At 36.5% G+C, this 15,536-nt stretch carries 15 protein-coding genes; all 15 read right to left on the minus strand.

Annotated features, from left to right (window positions below; translation table 11 throughout):
* Positions 1-19: 19 nt before the first annotated feature.
* A complete protein-coding gene (gene sigE, locus LT143_RS04305) occupies positions 20-739 on the minus strand; it encodes an RNA polymerase sporulation sigma factor SigE (RefSeq protein WP_246940155.1) in 720 nt (239 codons plus the stop codon).
* Positions 740-752: 13 nt separating this feature from the next.
* Entirely contained in the window at positions 753-1,670 is a 918-nt protein-coding gene (gene spoIIGA, locus LT143_RS04310; protein WP_246940157.1) for a sigma-E processing peptidase SpoIIGA, read from the minus strand.
* 273 nt (positions 1,671-1,943) lie between these two features.
* Positions 1,944-3,068 carry a cell division protein FtsZ gene (gene ftsZ / locus LT143_RS04315; RefSeq protein ID WP_246940162.1) on the minus strand — a complete coding sequence of 375 codons (1,125 nt, stop codon included), beginning with the start codon at positions 3,066-3,068 and terminating at the stop codon, positions 1,944-1,946.
* A gap of 109 nt (positions 3,069-3,177) precedes the next feature.
* Positions 3,178-4,452, minus strand: coding sequence for a cell division protein FtsA (gene ftsA, locus LT143_RS04320; RefSeq protein ID WP_246940165.1), 1,275 nt, complete (start codon positions 4,450-4,452; stop codon positions 3,178-3,180).
* 175 nt (positions 4,453-4,627) lie between these two features.
* Positions 4,628-4,981, minus strand: a complete 354-nt coding sequence (locus LT143_RS04325; RefSeq protein ID WP_246940168.1) for a small basic family protein — start codon at positions 4,979-4,981, stop codon at positions 4,628-4,630.
* A gap of 1 nt (position 4,982) precedes the next feature.
* A complete protein-coding gene (locus tag LT143_RS04330; RefSeq protein ID WP_246940171.1) occupies positions 4,983-5,705 on the minus strand; it encodes a DUF881 domain-containing protein in 723 nt (240 codons plus the stop codon).
* A gap of 109 nt (positions 5,706-5,814) precedes the next feature.
* Positions 5,815-6,516 carry a DUF881 domain-containing protein gene (locus tag LT143_RS04335; protein ID WP_246940173.1) on the minus strand — a complete coding sequence of 234 codons (702 nt, stop codon included), beginning with the start codon at positions 6,514-6,516 and terminating at the stop codon, positions 5,815-5,817.
* The gene (locus tag LT143_RS04340; RefSeq protein WP_246940176.1) at positions 6,500-7,303 is read right to left on the minus strand and encodes a cell division protein FtsQ/DivIB; all 804 of its coding nucleotides are present in this window, start codon (positions 7,301-7,303) and stop codon (positions 6,500-6,502) included. Before LT143_RS04340 ends, LT143_RS04335 begins: the two co-directional genes overlap by 17 nt.
* A gap of 305 nt (positions 7,304-7,608) precedes the next feature.
* Entirely contained in the window at positions 7,609-8,517 is a 909-nt protein-coding gene (gene murB, locus LT143_RS04345; protein WP_246940178.1) for a UDP-N-acetylmuramate dehydrogenase, read from the minus strand.
* A gap of 180 nt (positions 8,518-8,697) precedes the next feature.
* A complete protein-coding gene (gene murG, locus LT143_RS04350) occupies positions 8,698-9,786 on the minus strand; it encodes an undecaprenyldiphospho-muramoylpentapeptide beta-N-acetylglucosaminyltransferase (RefSeq protein WP_246940180.1) in 1,089 nt (362 codons plus the stop codon).
* A gap of 192 nt (positions 9,787-9,978) precedes the next feature.
* Positions 9,979-11,082: a stage V sporulation protein E gene (gene spoVE, locus LT143_RS04355; protein ID WP_246940182.1), complete on the minus strand. Its 1,104-nt coding sequence runs from the start codon at positions 11,080-11,082 to the stop codon at positions 9,979-9,981.
* A 69-nt stretch (positions 11,083-11,151) separates the two neighbouring features.
* Entirely contained in the window at positions 11,152-12,504 is a 1,353-nt protein-coding gene (gene murD / locus LT143_RS04360) for a UDP-N-acetylmuramoyl-L-alanine--D-glutamate ligase (RefSeq protein ID WP_246940184.1), read from the minus strand.
* On the minus strand, positions 12,505-13,479 hold the full coding sequence (gene mraY / locus LT143_RS04365; RefSeq protein ID WP_246940187.1) for a phospho-N-acetylmuramoyl-pentapeptide-transferase: 975 nt from the start codon (positions 13,477-13,479) through the stop codon (positions 12,505-12,507).
* Positions 13,476-13,967 carry a hypothetical protein gene (locus LT143_RS04370; protein ID WP_246940191.1) on the minus strand — a complete coding sequence of 164 codons (492 nt, stop codon included), beginning with the start codon at positions 13,965-13,967 and terminating at the stop codon, positions 13,476-13,478. The genes mraY and LT143_RS04370 overlap by 4 nt, the downstream gene beginning before the upstream one ends.
* Positions 13,961-15,436 (minus strand): UDP-N-acetylmuramoyl-L-alanyl-D-glutamate--2,6-diaminopimelate ligase, encoded by a 1,476-nt coding sequence (locus tag LT143_RS04375; protein WP_246940194.1) that lies wholly within the window; start codon positions 15,434-15,436, stop codon positions 13,961-13,963. Before LT143_RS04375 ends, LT143_RS04370 begins: the two co-directional genes overlap by 7 nt.
* Positions 15,437-15,536 lie beyond the last annotated feature (100 nt).

Raw genomic sequence — 15,536 nt, forward strand, 5'->3', positions numbered from 1 at the left:
ACTTTAAAAATTTTTCTATTTATACCATTTTATTGAATTCTTTACGTAATCTTTTAATAATTCTTTTCTCAAGTCGTGAAATATAGGATTGTGAAATTCCCAGCATGTCCGCGACATCTTTCTGTGTTTTTTCTTCACCGCCAATTAACCCAAACCTTAATTCCATGATTTGTTTTTCTCGATCATTTAATTGATGCAAGGCCTTAATTAATAACTTTTTTTCTACGTTTGCCTCAAGATCTTTTGTAATAATGTCCTCCTCAGTCCCCAAAACATCTGATAGCAAGAGTTCATTACCATCCCAGTCAATATTTAACGGCTCATCAAACGATACTTCTGAACGAATCTTATTGTTTCTTCTGAGGTACATCAAAATTTCGTTCTCAATACAACGTGATGCATATGTAGCAAGTTTAATTTTCTTTTCAGGGTTAAATGTATTCACGGCCTTAATAAGTCCAATTGTTCCAATACTAATTAAATCCTCAATATTTATTCCGGTATTTTCAAACTTTCGTGCTATATAGACGACTAAGCGTAAGTTTCTCTCAATTAAGATGGATCTAGTTGCTTTATCACCCTGTGGGAGTTTTTTTAGTAACACTTCCTCCTCTTCTTTTGTTAAGGGTGGAGGTAGTGCTTCGCTTCCACCTATATAATAGATCTCATCGGTCTTAATTCCTAATTTAATTAAAAGCTTATACCACCAAACCGTTAAACGGATCTTCCAATGTCTCATGATACTCCTCCTCTTATGCAGATTGTATAGATGATTGCAGCAACATTTTAGGATGTATAATACAATCAAATTCGTCATCAGATGATAATGTGGAGTGACTAATTCCTATTAACACCTTTTTCACATAATTAACTTCTTCTCTTTTTATGACACGAACTAAGTCAGGTTTTATAGCAATTAAGAACTCATTTTGTTGCCCTACACCTCGATACGGAATAATCCTTAATCGTGACTCCCAAGGGTGATTAGACTCTAATGTTGAAAAGGAGTCTATTCCCACTGACTTTTCAATGACCTCAATGGGTAAAAAGCCTTTTACTTTTTCTACATCGACAATCATGACAGGAGACTTTGTTATTGGATCGGATAATTGATTTCCACTATCAACTAGCCCCCTAAGAGAAATGCTGTGTTCTTCTATAGTAATGGAGACATCAACCAGCTGATCGTATTGGATCTGTTTTACCTCCATATCTTTTAATCTATTTTTTGAGAAATACCAGAGAACTGGGAAACCAATTACAACAAATGACCAGCTAATAGGACTACCAAAGCCAGTTGACTTAGTTGCAACAAGTCCATCAAAGATGACCAGCTCCGTACTTAAAAAATAATGTACGCCGAGCATCCCCCCTCCCAATAGGAATGTTGAAAAGTAAAAGGTGAGTAATGCTTGAAAAAAATAACGGAAGCGCTTAAAACCAAATGTCATAAATACCATGACCACTGAATATAGTAGCTTGACAATAGGATGACCCATGATAGCAAAATAAGGGGTAATGATGAATAAAACAATTGACGAACCTATTAGTGCACCACATATTAAACGTAATTTACTAATCTTGCGTTTAAGGAATATCGCAGTTAACAGTAACAATGATGCGTCAATTCCAAAATTCAACAACCAGATCGCATCTAAATAAACTGTCAAGCTAGCACAACCTTTACAAATTAATCTATGAAATAGAAACTTTCAATCTATTCCCTATGTAAAAACTAGTATATATATATTCTAGTTGGAAGTCTGTCAGTTTATGCCGATGAGAGTGTATAAATTTTGAAAGATTTGTTCATATTTTGTCAAATACCTAAAGCTCTCAATTGAATAGTTTCTTCTACTTCAAAAATTTTGGGGGTGCCATAAGCAAAACAAAAGAGACGATCCAAAAGGATCGCCTCTTTTTGTTTTGTATATATTTTTAACTTATCTACGACGATTTCGGTTTCTTAAGAAAGTAGGGATATCCAACGTATCCTCGGAGTTTTGCTGTGTTGGTACTTCTTCACGACTAACTTCTCTCTTCATCGTCGGAGAAGTTTGTTGTTGTTGTTTATTTGGTTGGATGACAGAACGCGCTGGTCTTGGTTCTGAAACATTATATTCAAAACCAGTTGCAATGACGGTTACGATAATTTCGTCCTTCAAGTTATCATTGATAACCGAACCGAAAATCATATTTACATCTTGGTCAGAAGCTGAAGCTACAATATCAGCAGCCTCTTGTACTTCATATAGACTTAGATTAGAACCACCTGTGATGTTCATAAGAACACCTTGAGCCCCATCAATTGATTTTTCTAATAGAGGACTAGAGATCGCACGCTTAGCCGCTTCGGCTGCACGGTTTTCCCCAGTAGAAACTCCAATACCCATTAAGGCAGAACCTTTATTAGACATGATCGTTTTAACATCGGCAAAGTCAAGATTAATAAGACCTGGAGTTGCAATAAGATCCGAAATACCTTGTACACCTTGGCGTAATACATTGTCCGCTTCTCTAAAAGCTTCAAGCATTGGTGTATTCTTGTCCACTATTTCTAGTAAACGATCATTTGGAATAACAATTAATGTATCAACAGCTTCTTTCATTGCCTCAATTCCACCAGTAGCTTGAGTGGAGCGTTTTCTACCTTCAAATGTAAACGGTCTTGTCACAACCCCCACAGTTAACGCACCAATTTCACGGGCAATTTGTGCGATTACAGGTGCAGCACCAGTACCGGTACCTCCACCCATACCTGCTGTAACGAATACCATGTCGGCACCCTTCAGCACTTCTTCTAGCTGCTCTCTACTTTCTTCAGCTGCCTTTTTACCAACTTCAGGATTAGCTCCAGCGCCTAGACCTCTAGTAAGCTTACCACCAATTTGCATTTTCACTTCAGCTTTTGAAAGGTTTAAAGCTTGGGCATCTGTATTAACAGCGATAAAGTCGACGCCTTGAACACCGTGTTCAATCATTCGGTTAACGGCATTATTACCGCCACCTCCTACACCAATAACCTTTATTGTAGCCAATTGATCTAAATTTGTATCAAACTCCAACATTAGTAGGTCCTCCTAATATACCATATTCCTTTTTCCGTTCCACGCGACAAGTGAGAGCCCACAAAATGTGGGAGCATGCCCGTAACATCAAGGGATTATTTCTTATTTATTATTCGAAGAAATAACCAAAGAATTTTTTCATTTTATTTTGTATTTTTTCTTCTTCTACTTTTTGCTTTTTTACCGGCTGACTTTTAACTGCCTTCTTTTCTGCAGTTTCCACTACTACAGTAGATCCAATTTTCTTACCTTGAAGCTTTGCATTTTTATATGCAAATTGAATTAAGCCAACTCCAGTTGTATACTGTGGTTCACGAACTCCAATGTAATCCGGAATTGCAATGCGTACATTACTACGCAGAACTAATTGGGATAACTCCAATACACCCGGCATTGCAACTACTCCACCCGTTAGTACAAATCCTCCCGGAAGCTCTCTAACACCAAACTTCTTAAGTTCTTGTTGCACTAGTTCTAAGATTTCCTCTAGTCTTGCCTCAATAATATCAGAAATCTCTAATTGACTAAACTGTTGGTGTTGGTCACTTCCGATAATAGGAACACTAAATACTTCTTCATCTGAAGCATGATCATAAAAGGCATGTCCATATTTCGTTTTAACCTTCTCTGCATCTTCAGTAGATGTTCGTAGGCCAATAGATAAATCCTTTGTAATATGCTCGCCTCCTACTGGAATAACAGTAGTTGAACGTAGAATACCTTGTTCAAATACAGAAACGTTCGTAGATCCTCCACCAATATCAATTAGAGCGACACCAAGGTTCTTTTCATCTTTAGATAGAGCAATCGAGCCAGCAGCCAATGGTTGTAGGCAAATATCTGTAATTTCTAAACCTGCACGCTCTACACAGCGTAATAAATTATGTAATACAGTTTTAGAACCAGTAATAATTGTACCTTCCATTTCAAGACGTACACCAATCATACCACGCGGATCATTAATTTCATCTAATCCGTCGACAATAAACTGTCTTGGAATAACATCAATAATTTCTCTTTCTGGTGGAATAGAAATTACTTGCGCAGCATCTATTACACGAAGAATATCATCATTTGTAATTTCTCGGTTTTCACTTGATACGGCCACTACACCGTGACAAGCTTGAAGCTGTATATGATTCCCAGCTACACCAACTACAACACGATTAATTGCAACGCCAACCATCCGTTCAGCTTGTTCAATTGCCTTTTTAATAGAATGAACCGTTTCATCTATATCAACGATTGTACCTTTTCGTAAACCTTCTGATTTTACATTCCCCACACCTATTATGTTCAGATTATCATTTAACATTTCCCCAATAATAACCTTCACATTGGATGTACCGATGTCAAGACTCACAAAGATTTCATTGTTGTTCATTCTCTGGCACCTCCTTCATGATCTTACATTCTCTATAATCCTTACTTTTACGAACAACAAATTTTTATTATTCAGAAATACTGGCGCAAATTGTACTTTAACATAGCCAATTTTTTATCCATAAGGGAAATATTCAACAAATTCTATGTTTTCCCTTTTTGTAAATCAAATTTTTTTATGATTTTTCCCTAGATATAGACCATTTTGAGATAACAATTCGGCGAATTACTGCAATGTTTTGGAATAATCTCACTCCAAAGGCAAATACAGCAGCCAAATACAAGTCTACACCAAGATGGACACCAAGAAAAGCTAAACTTGCAGCTAAAATAATATTAAAGAAGAAACCTGACACAAACACCTTTTCATCGTATAAATTTTGAAGATGAGCCCGTATTCCCCCGAAAAGAGTATCTAATGAAGCAAGTACTGCAATTGATAAATAATTAGAGTATTCATCCGGCACTCGAATCTCTGAAAACAATCCAAGCACAATCCCTACCAACAATCCAACAATTGGAAGCCACATATCACGATCCCTCCTTTTCTTTAGTTACAGGTTCTGTGTGTTTAAGTCGAATGGGCTGGTCGTAGGCAGGAATGGTTATGTGATTTACTGGTGAAGAGATATTTAATGTAAGACCTTCAATCTCAAACTCAAATTGGATAGATTCTGATGCTAACATTCTATTATATAGTCTTTGAGGGTCACTACTTAACACTTTAACTTCAATGGGAACACGAGACAGACGAAAATTATTAATCGTCGTATATCCGTTTACATCACGTATCGGTGAAGTATTTAAGTATCTTTGTTCAGCAATGGCAATCTCTTCAGCACCATTGATATTTAACTCATTAATAAGTCTTCTGAGTAATTCTGCAGAAACTTGTGGTTGTGATTGACCAATAATGGGTTCATCAAACATATTTTCAATTGTAATCAGGAGTCCTTGTCCACTTATGTCAGTGAGCCCAGCTTCCTCTTTTAGTACTTGAAGAGTATTTTTTAAAGCTAGTTCCTTGCTTTGCTCGATTTCAGATTCATATTTCTCAATTGCTTCTTCGTATTTTCTTATTTCTTGAATTAGCTTGGATTGCACTTCTAATTCTTGATTGATTGCTTCTCGTAACTCCCATGCATCTCTTGTATCTCGTACAACTGGTTCGTTCGTAGTTTGGAATTGGATGGCGAGCATTAAGCCAACTAGTAATGCGATTAGTGAAAAAACATATTTACTTCTATTTTGCACGAGAACCACCTTTCATTTTACTGAGGCTCTATTTGTAAATTTCTTTACTTTGCATCTAACTATTTACAATAGTATGGAATGCTATTTATTTCTAACGAGTAACTATGTCCTATTGTGTGCCAAGCTTAGGTTCTAGTAAAATTTGTTCCTGTTTTGCAATTTTTACATTTATATTGTCATTTAACAGTTGATCCTTTACACCGCCTGTTAAATTGAGAGCAGCGTTTAATACTTCTGAATCCCCAATGGCACTGATGACAAAAGGTGCCGGATGTTGCGTTCCATCCACACTTACAACTGGTCCAATACAAGAAATATATGAATCATGAAAGATTCGTTGACCATTAATAGCTATAGCATCTGCGCCTGAGATTAACAACTCGTTAATCACTTTTTGTAGATGGCCCTCATGAACAATATAGTTATTTACGTTAGCTTTAGAAGGTACATATGAGGCATCTTCTAATGTAACTTGTATTCCTTTACCTTGTACCGCAATTTCTCCTACATACATTCTGAGCTTCTCAACATCCTCTACAAGATTAAACAAATTTTGTTCTTGATTCGCTAAATCTTCCTCTATCTTTCTCACCTTTTCTTGACGTTCAAATAGCTCTTGTTGAAGATTTCGATTTAACTCTTCCTGTTTAATAAGTGTATTTCGATATTCAAACTCTCTTTCCCATTGTCTATTCGTTAATCGGCTCGACTCCTTATTTTCACTTTTCGTAAACTGGTAGGAAAAAGAAATCATAAAGCCTAGTACAACACAAACAATGGAGAGAATTAAATGATTACCCTTCACTTTCATCTTCGTTCACTTCTTCCTCTTTATCCTGTTCTTCCATGGGTTTTTCATAGGACTCGAAATAGTATGCAACTTCCATATGAATAATACCCTTTAAACTCGGATCTAGCTGATTTACGATTGCAGGATAGGCACTCATTTTCTTAGCAAAATCTGTAATGGTGGCACGTACTTCGCGTCCATCATTCATATATAAAGTAATATAAAATGGATCTGAATCCTTGGGTGTGTGATGAATTTCAGAGATGGAGTTTGAAATTGCCGGAGATAACTTGGCCAATTCTGAAGCCATTTCTTGTAGTTCATTTCCTGTCCCCCAGTTTAGGAGGATAGGTGCATCGAAGTGTAATAACGACTTATCTTTAGAGTCCAACACATTTCCATCTTCTAAGATGGGGACAATTTCACCTTCAGTCATTGCATATGCTACACGTTTCATTTCACTAACTGTTATAGTGACCGTATTAGGGAATGCCCTTTTTATTACAGCCTCTTTAATTTGCTTGTTTTTCTTAATTTTAGTTACAGCTGTCTCTTCTTTAATATTCCAGAAGCTTGTCCGATTAGAAATACCTGACAAACTAATGATCTCTTTCGTTGTGACATGAACATTCCCCTCAACCTTTATGTTTGCAATATGACTAAGAGGAGATTGAAGATAGAGAATACCGATGATGAGGAGAAAAAAGAATGACACTGAGATAATAAGTCGTCGATTTGCTTTTTGTCTTCTTTGTTGCTTTAACTTTGGAATTCGATCTTCAAGTGTAAGGACTTTTCCTTTCTCCATATAATAATCCACCCGTATTAAAATTTTTTACTTCTTCGTGGCTGTGATTGCCTGTCCTACTAGGTTATTTAACTGAACATATCAAGTAGTATTTGAACTTTTTTAAAGTTAGAGTACTAATGGGCCCCAAACCTCTAGTTAAGAAGGCTTGTCCATCTATCTCAATTTGGTATACTTCTAAAATCTAACAGGCTACTTTTTTATTATCTAACTGAATAGAAACGGCACGATTACCATGCCGTTTCTATGATTGCATATAGAACTCATCGTGCTTAAATTATATCACAATATAACCAAATAGTGGATTATTTTCGACCAATTATTTCAACTTCTGTATGCAGATCTACATTGAATTTTTGCTTAATTTCAACTTGAATATGTCGGATTAAATTTAATACATCTTCTGCCGTTGCATTTTCTTTGTTAACAATAAAATTTGCATGCATTTCTGATACTTGTGCACCACCAACTTGATAGCCTTTTAAACCTGCCTTTTCAATGAGTTGACCAGCATAATCTGGAAGTGGATTCCTAAATATACTACCTGCACAAGGGAAATTCCATGGTTGTGTCTCACGGCGGTAATCTTTATTTTTTTGAAGCTCTGCTTTTATTTCTTCCGTTATGCCTTCTTCTAATTCCAGAACCGCTTGAACACATATACCTGGACGTTCTTTTTGAAGAATCGATGTACGGTAGGAGAACTTCATCTCATCATTAGATAGCCATTCAAAACTGCCATCCTCAAATAGAACATACGCTTTTTTTAAGATTTTGGACATATCAGAACGATGTGCACCTGCGTTCATGTAGACAGCCCCACCAAGTGACCCAGGTATCCCTGCTGCAAACTCTAAACCAGATAAGCCCTTTCTTGAAATAACAGTAGCAAGCTTTACTAACGGATAGCCTCCTCCGACAGTTATTTCAGAGCCATTCATTTCAAGAGCGTCTAATCCTTCTCCGAGCTTAATAACTACTCCTTCAATACCATGGTCTGAAACCAGCAGATTGGAGCCTCTTCCGATTGCTCTCCACTTTACTCCATGCTCTTTTATTAATTTTATCGTATATTCAAGACCTTCTACTGATGACGGCTCGACAAATAAGTCAGCCGGACCACCTATTTTCATTGTTGTATGTTGGGCTAAATTTTCACCTAACATGACTTTCCCGACATTTGCTTGACGAAGTAAGTTCGCTAATTGTTCCATGTTGACCTCCTAACAAAAAAACCATTCTCTTTATCTTACAACTCCACTACTTATCTAAAGAGTTTTTAAAGCACGATATAGTAAGATTGGACTTAATTTTTATAAAATTATAGATGAAACACAGTCTTTACTTATAGTATGCCGTTCACTAGGCAAGTGTCATAATGAATTTTATAACTACTACTTTTCCAACTGTTTTATCAATTGGTATAGTTTTTCAGCTGCATCAGGTATACCAAGTGATAATGTATTATCTCTCATTTTCTTCCACTGGATTGGGTTTAGGATAATTTCATTAATCTCATTCACTAGTGTTTCGTTCGTTAATTCTGATTCTATAATAAGCTTTGCTGCTCCATTTTGCACTAAGGATCTTGCATTTTTCTCTTGATGATTATTTGTAACATAAGGACTCGGAATAAGTATACTAGGAACTCCTAAAGCCGTAATTTCAGCCAATGTTGTTGCCCCTGCTCTAGCAACAATTAAGTCAATATTTTTAAGTATATCTGGCATATTATGAACAAATGGCTTAACCATTACATTTGAAGGATTTCCAGCCTTAGAAATCTCCTCCCTTACTTTATCATAATGTATTTCACCAGTAATATATAAAACTTCATAATTTTGTTTTTTAAAATCTGGTAATGCACGGATACAAGCATCGTTTATTGGCCGTGCCCCACGACTACCTCCCACAATAAGAACCGTTTTTTTAGTCGGATCTAGCCCTAATGTACTCTTATCTATTTTTTGATTTTGAACTACTTCTGTCGCTCTCGGGTTCCCCGTAAATACAACCTTGTTAGAAGGGAAGTAAGAACCTGCCTCACTAAAGCAAATGGCAATCTTACTAACATATCTACTCAAAAACTTGTTTGTTAGTCCTGGAACACTGTTTTGTTCATGAATAATGGTTGGCACATTCAACTTAGCTGCGGCATATACGACAGGCCCACAAACATACCCACCTGTACCAATCACAACATCTGGCTTAAAATCTTTGATTAGTTGTTTACTTTTATGAACCCCAGTAACAAATCTCATAATGGTTTTCACATTATCTAAGGAGAGCTTTCTTTTAAATCCAGTAATGTTAATAGATGTAAATGGAATCCCTGCTTTTTCGACAATACTTTTTTCTAATCCCGTTTCAGTACCTACGTATAAAAAAGATGCTTTTGGCTCCTTTTTTTTGATTTCATTTATTAATGCAAGGGCTGGATAAATATGACCTCCTGTTCCCCCACCGCTGATCATCACTTTCATATTTCTCCCTCCATTTACATAGATAAAACCCTGTTCACTTAAAAACAGGGTTACCACTTATCATATCAGAAATAACATTTTTTAGCGCGTATAATTTTTTGGTTAGGTTATTAAGCTCTTTTTTACTATCTGATATATTATTGTTGGCTCTGGTACTCTGTACTTTAACAATGCAATTGTTTAAAGCTTATTTTAGTACCGAGCATACCTACTAATATTTAATAATACACCAACGGCCATTAGCATAAGTGTTAGAGATGAACCACCGTAACTTAAGAACGGTAATGTAATCCCGGTAACCGGCATTAAACCTATTACAACGCCTATGTTAATAAAAACTTGTATAGCAATCATTGAGATAATACCTATTGCTAAGAAACTTCCAAATAGGTCCGGAGCTCCTAGTGCAATTCTTACACCTCGCCATAATAATAAAGCAAATAATAAGATTACAAGAGAGCCACCAATAAATCCAAGTTCTTCTGCTAAGATAGCAAAGATAAAATCCGTCTGGGGTTCAGGTAAATAAAAGAATTTTTGTCGGCTTTTCCCTAAGCCTAGCCCTAATAATCCGCCTGGCCCAATTGCATATAGTGATTGTATGATTTGGAACCCACTACCTAGTGGATCCTGCCATGGGTCAAGAAATGATGTGATACGTTTAATTCGGTATGGTGCAGATAAGATGAGTGCAACAAACCCAGCCACCCCTATAAGGCCGAGACCAACAAAATGGCTAATTCTTCCACCTGCAACGAAAATCATAACCATACATGTTCCTACCATAACTGTTCCAGTTCCAAGATCAGGCTGAAGCATAATCATCCCGAATGCAAAGAATACTAGAGCTAATGAAGGAATTAATCCTTGCTTTAAAGAAGTTATCTTTTTCTGATTTTCTGATAAAAATTTGGCCAAGAAGGCAATCATGGCTAATTTCATAAATTCAGACGGTTGAATTGAAAATGCACCCACACCAATCCAACTTCTCGCTCCACCACGTACTAGGCCGATCCCTGGTATTAATACGAGTACTAATAAAATAAAACAAATAATAAGAGCAACTTTAGACCATGTACGCCATGTCCAATAATCAATATTCATAATGAAAAACATGGCGACGACTCCAAGTCCTGCAAAGAGTAATTGCCGCTTTGCAAAGAAGAAGGAATCCCCATCAAATTTATAGGTTGCCCAAGCAGCACTTGCACTGTAAACCATTATCATCCCTATTGCTAAGAGTAATAGTGTAAGTACTACTAGTAAAAAATCAGGTGTTGATTTCTTTGTCGGCAAGTGGATCACCTCATGTCCTAAAATTAAGGGCGAGGTTTTATGGCAAGTTCATTACATCTGGCCAAGCCCTTACTTCAGTCTATGCACTGCCTCCACAAAAATGTCTCCTCTCACCTCAAATGTTTTATATTGGTCCCAGCTTGCACATGCTGGAGATAACAATATGACATCATTAGGTTCAGAAAGCTTATAAGCAACAGGCACTGCATGTTCCACATTATCGACAAATTCAATAGATTTAATCCCTGCTTCTTTTGCAATTCTTGATAATTTTTCTGCTGTTTGCCCGAATGTAACTAGTGCTTTTACATGTTTTAGATATGGCTTTAGCTCATCAAACTCATTTCCCCTATCAAGTCCTCCCGCTAATAAAATTGTAGGTTGGTTGAAGGAAGAAAGTGCCTTCGTTGTTGCTAATATATTCGTTGCTTTTGAATCATTGTAGAATAAGCGGTTATTAATGGAAGTAACAAACTGTAACCGATGTTTTACTCCTGTAAATGTTTTTAACACATTTATAATGGCCTCATTATCGACGTGTAATAATTTCGCTACCGAAACAGCAGCTAAAATATTTTCTAGATTATGCTCCCCAGGAAGAGCAATCTCCTCAATATTAATTATTTTTTCACCTAAGAATTGAACATATCCATCTTCTACACTTGCACCTTCAGGTAGTAATTGTTTTGTTGAAAAGAACATCTTGTTCGCCTGAGTTGATGAAGCAAGACGGCAAACTTCTTTGTCATCAGCATTTAATACTAAATAATCCCCTGCTGTTTGTTGTCTAAATATATTTGCTTTCGCCTTTCCATACTCATCTTTCGTACCATGGTAATCTAAATGTGCCTCAAAAAGATTTAAAAACACTGATATTTTTGGTTTAAACGCTTGAACACCTAATAACTGAAAAGAAGATAGCTCTGTCACAATTGTATGTTCAGAAGTGGCTTCTTGAGCGACTTCACAGGCTACCGTCCCAATATTCCCAGCAATAAGAGGATGTTTATTACCCGTTAAGAGCATTTCAAAAATTAACGTAGTTGTCGTTGTCTTTCCGTTAGATCCGGTTATTCCAACAAATGGTGCTTCAGATATTTGATAGGCTAATTCAATTTCCGTTAAGACCGGTATATTTAGTGACATTGCCTTTTGAACTAAAGCATTGGTATAAGGAATTCCTGGATTCTTCACAACGGCAAAAAGAGTTGAATTGACCAACTCTAAAGGATGTTCACCACAAATAACCCGAATCCCTAATTCTTGTAGAGACTGGGCTGACTCATTTTCTTCTAGTGGCTTTCCATCATTAACAGTGACATTAGCCCCCAATTGATGAAGAAGCTTAGCTGCAGCTAATCCGCTCTTTGCTAAGCCAAGTACTAACACATTTTGATTTGTATACACTTGTATGTTTTTCAATTACATCCACACCTCAATATAAATTCCAATCACAGAAAAAATCAATCCAACAGCCCAGAATGTCACGACTACTCTCCATTCAGACCAACCTACTAATTCATAATGGTGATGAAGCGGACTCATCTTAAACACTCTTTTGCCAGTTGTTTTAAAGGATATAACCTGAATAATAACAGATAAAGTTTCAAGAACAAATACCCCACCAATAATCACTAATAAAAGCTCAAGCTTAGTTAAAATGGCGATTGTTGCAATGGCCCCTCCTAGTGCTAGTGAACCAGTGTCTCCCATAAACACCTTCGCTGGATGAGCATTAAATACTAGAAAACCTAACACCGCACCTACAACAGCAAGTGAAAATATTGAAATATTAATTTGTCCCTGACTCCATGCAAGTACTGCGAATGCACCAAATGCAATAGCGGCAGTTCCAGCAAGTAAACCATCTAACCCGTCTGTAAGGTTAACTGCGTTTGAGCCTCCAACAAGCATAAAAATAAGGAAAACAACATAAAACCAACCAAGGTCGTATGACAAGTCTGTTCCTGGTATTCCTACAACTGTAGAAAAGTCATATTGGATAAAGATGATAAAGAAAATAATGGCTATTACAATTTGACCGATCAGTTTTTGCTTTGATGTTAAGCCAAGATTCCTCTTCATCGCTACCTTAATATAATCATCAAGAAATCCTAGTATACCGTAACCGATTGTTACAAATAATAGCAAGAATATTTCAATAGATGGAGTTGAGAATTGAAAAGCAACTATTAAAGTTGTGATGATAATAGATGCTAAGATCATTAATCCTCCCATTGTAGGAGTACCTGATTTCTTCTGGTGGGATTTGGGCCCTTCTTCTCTAATACTTTGACCAAATTTAAGTCTTCTTAAAAAGGGAATAAAAATGGGAGAAAGAAGAACAGATATTAAAAAAGCGATGATAATTGTAAATAAAATAACTTGTTCAATCATTCTTCCTCTCCTCCTTTCATGTCAAAAGATTGCTTTGGAGTAATAGCTTCCATATTTTCCTTCAGTTCTGAGATTTTGTCACTTACATGTCTAGAATATGACATATTTTCATCTATATGTTTATTAATCATTGAAAATGAGAATTTGGTGTCCACAGTATTAGTTCCTTTCAAAACAAATGAATGTATATAGTTCTTTACGATTATTTCTAATGATTCACATGGATCCTCTACTAGAAATACAGGGAAATGAGTTGGCAGGAAGGAAGGTAGTGCATGCTCCTTATTCCACAAAGAAGCTATTGCACCGTTATTTAAAGCTGTTTTTAGATGATTACTATTCATCTTTTCATCAGGTAGTAACGGAACAAATAACCCCTTATCAACAGAAAGAGTTGGATCGAGATAGACAATCTTAAAACCAATCTCCTCAAGGGATACCCCTCTTTGAAGAGGACACTCCTTCAACACATCTGCCAATGTTAACATCCTTTTAATCTCTCCTTTATTAACCTCTTTGAAACTTCTCTATCATCAAAATCAACAACTTCATGACCCAGGTCCTGATAAGTTTCATGTCCTTTTCCAGCTATTAAGATGACATCCCCATCTTTTGCTTTTTCAATTGCATAAGCAATTGCTTCTTCACGGTCAATAATGGAGTGATACGTTGAGTGATCCTTCACACCTGCTTCCATGTCTTTTACAATCTGAATAGGATTTTCAGACCTTGGATTATCCGAAGTAAAGATAGCAATATCAGACAAATTAGCTGCAATAGCTGCCATTAGAGGACGTTTCATTTTGTCACGGTCTCCACCGCATCCAACAATCGTGTAAACCGTACCTTTGGCAAATTCTTTGACCGTTTTAATTGCATTTTCTAAACTATCTGGTGTATGTGCATAATCTACAACTACTGCAAACTCCTGACCAGCGTGAACTAACTCAAACCTACCTGGCACTCCCTCAAGCTTTTCTAGGGTAGATAAAATGGTATTCATAGGAACCCGTGCTGCAATACATGCTGAAACAGCTGCTAATACATTATACACACTAAAAAGTCCAACTAATTGTACATGAACCTGATACGATTCATTCCCAACCTCTAACGTGAATTCTGTACCCGTATTAGTCATTTTAATATGCTTAGCCATCACATCACTATCTGTCTTAATTCCATACGTGATGATATGCGCTGCAGTACTTCTCTTATATTCGTTTGAAGCTAAGTCATCCGCATTTAAGATGGCAAATTTCTTGCGTGTAGGATGAAAGGTATTACCTAATTGAGCAAATAATAACCCCTTTACTCGTTGGTATTCCGTCATTGTTTCATGGTAATCCAAGTGATCTTGCGTCAAGTTAGTGAACACTGCAATATCAAAATCACAGCCATGCACCCTTCCCAAGTCTAATGCATGAGAAGAAACTTCCATAATAGCAGTATCTACCTCTGCTTGATGCATGTTGGAAAACATTTTTTGTAAAGTTAAGGATTCAGGCGTAGTATTCTTTGTTTCAAACACTTGGTTCCCAATCTTTGTATGTATGGTTCCAATTAGACCCGTTTTCTTATCGTGAGCCTGCATCATTCTTTCAATCATATGTGTAGTTGAAGTTTTACCATTAGTCCCCGTCACACCTATTAGCTGAAGCTTATGAGTTGGATAGTCATAAAAATAATTAGCGACTACTGCCATTGCACGTTTTGAATCAGGAACTAGTACAACTGGAACCTTCACATCTATTGCTTCTTCAGCAATAATTGCAACAGCCCCTTTTTTCACTGCTTGTTCAGCGTAGTCATGACCATCTACTGTGTAACCTTTTATACAAATAAACAAGCTCCCTGGTTTCACTTCCCTCGAATCCATTTCGACTGAAGAGATTTCGGGATTTTCATTTGATTGATACGTATACAAATGTAATGTAGATAATATTGATTGTAAGTTCATAAAATTCCTCTCTTAATAGGCTCTATTGTAAAAAAAGCCACATTTTCACACCTTACTAATTAGATATCATAAGTAAAGACATCCTATACTATTTTACATG

The sequence above is a fragment of the Bacillus pinisoli genome, from assembly GCF_023036475.1.
Taxonomy (GTDB): domain Bacteria; phylum Bacillota; class Bacilli; order Bacillales; family SA4; genus Bacillus_BS; species Bacillus_BS pinisoli.

Excerpts from the sequence above, each read along its gene's own strand:
- LT143_RS04370 (WP_246940191.1), bottom strand. The coding sequence starts at position 13,967 with ATGTTAACATTGGCAGATGTGTTGAAGGAGTGTCCTCTTCAAAGAGGG.
- LT143_RS04340 (WP_246940176.1), bottom strand. The coding sequence starts at position 7,303 with ATGGAGAAAGGAAAAGTCCTTACACTTGAAGATCGAATTCCAAAGTTA.
- murG (WP_246940180.1), bottom strand. The coding sequence starts at position 9,786 with ATGAAAGTGATGATCAGCGGTGGGGGAACAGGAGGTCATATTTATCCA.
- murB (WP_246940178.1), bottom strand. The coding sequence starts at position 8,517 with ATGGAACAATTAGCGAACTTACTTCGTCAAGCAAATGTCGGGAAAGTC.
- ftsA (WP_246940165.1), bottom strand. The coding sequence starts at position 4,452 with ATGAACAACAATGAAATCTTTGTGAGTCTTGACATCGGTACATCCAAT.
- LT143_RS04335 (WP_246940173.1), bottom strand. The coding sequence starts at position 6,516 with ATGAAAGTGAAGGGTAATCATTTAATTCTCTCCATTGTTTGTGTTGTA.
- sigE (WP_246940155.1), bottom strand. The coding sequence starts at position 739 with ATGAGACATTGGAAGATCCGTTTAACGGTTTGGTGGTATAAGCTTTTA.
- LT143_RS04375 (WP_246940194.1), bottom strand. The coding sequence starts at position 15,436 with ATGAACTTACAATCAATATTATCTACATTACATTTGTATACGTATCAA.
- mraY (WP_246940187.1), bottom strand. The coding sequence starts at position 13,479 with ATGATTGAACAAGTTATTTTATTTACAATTATCATCGCTTTTTTAATA.
- ftsZ (WP_246940162.1), bottom strand. The coding sequence starts at position 3,068 with ATGTTGGAGTTTGATACAAATTTAGATCAATTGGCTACAATAAAGGTT.
- LT143_RS04325 (WP_246940168.1), bottom strand. The coding sequence starts at position 4,981 with ATGTGGCTTCCAATTGTTGGATTGTTGGTAGGGATTGTGCTTGGATTG.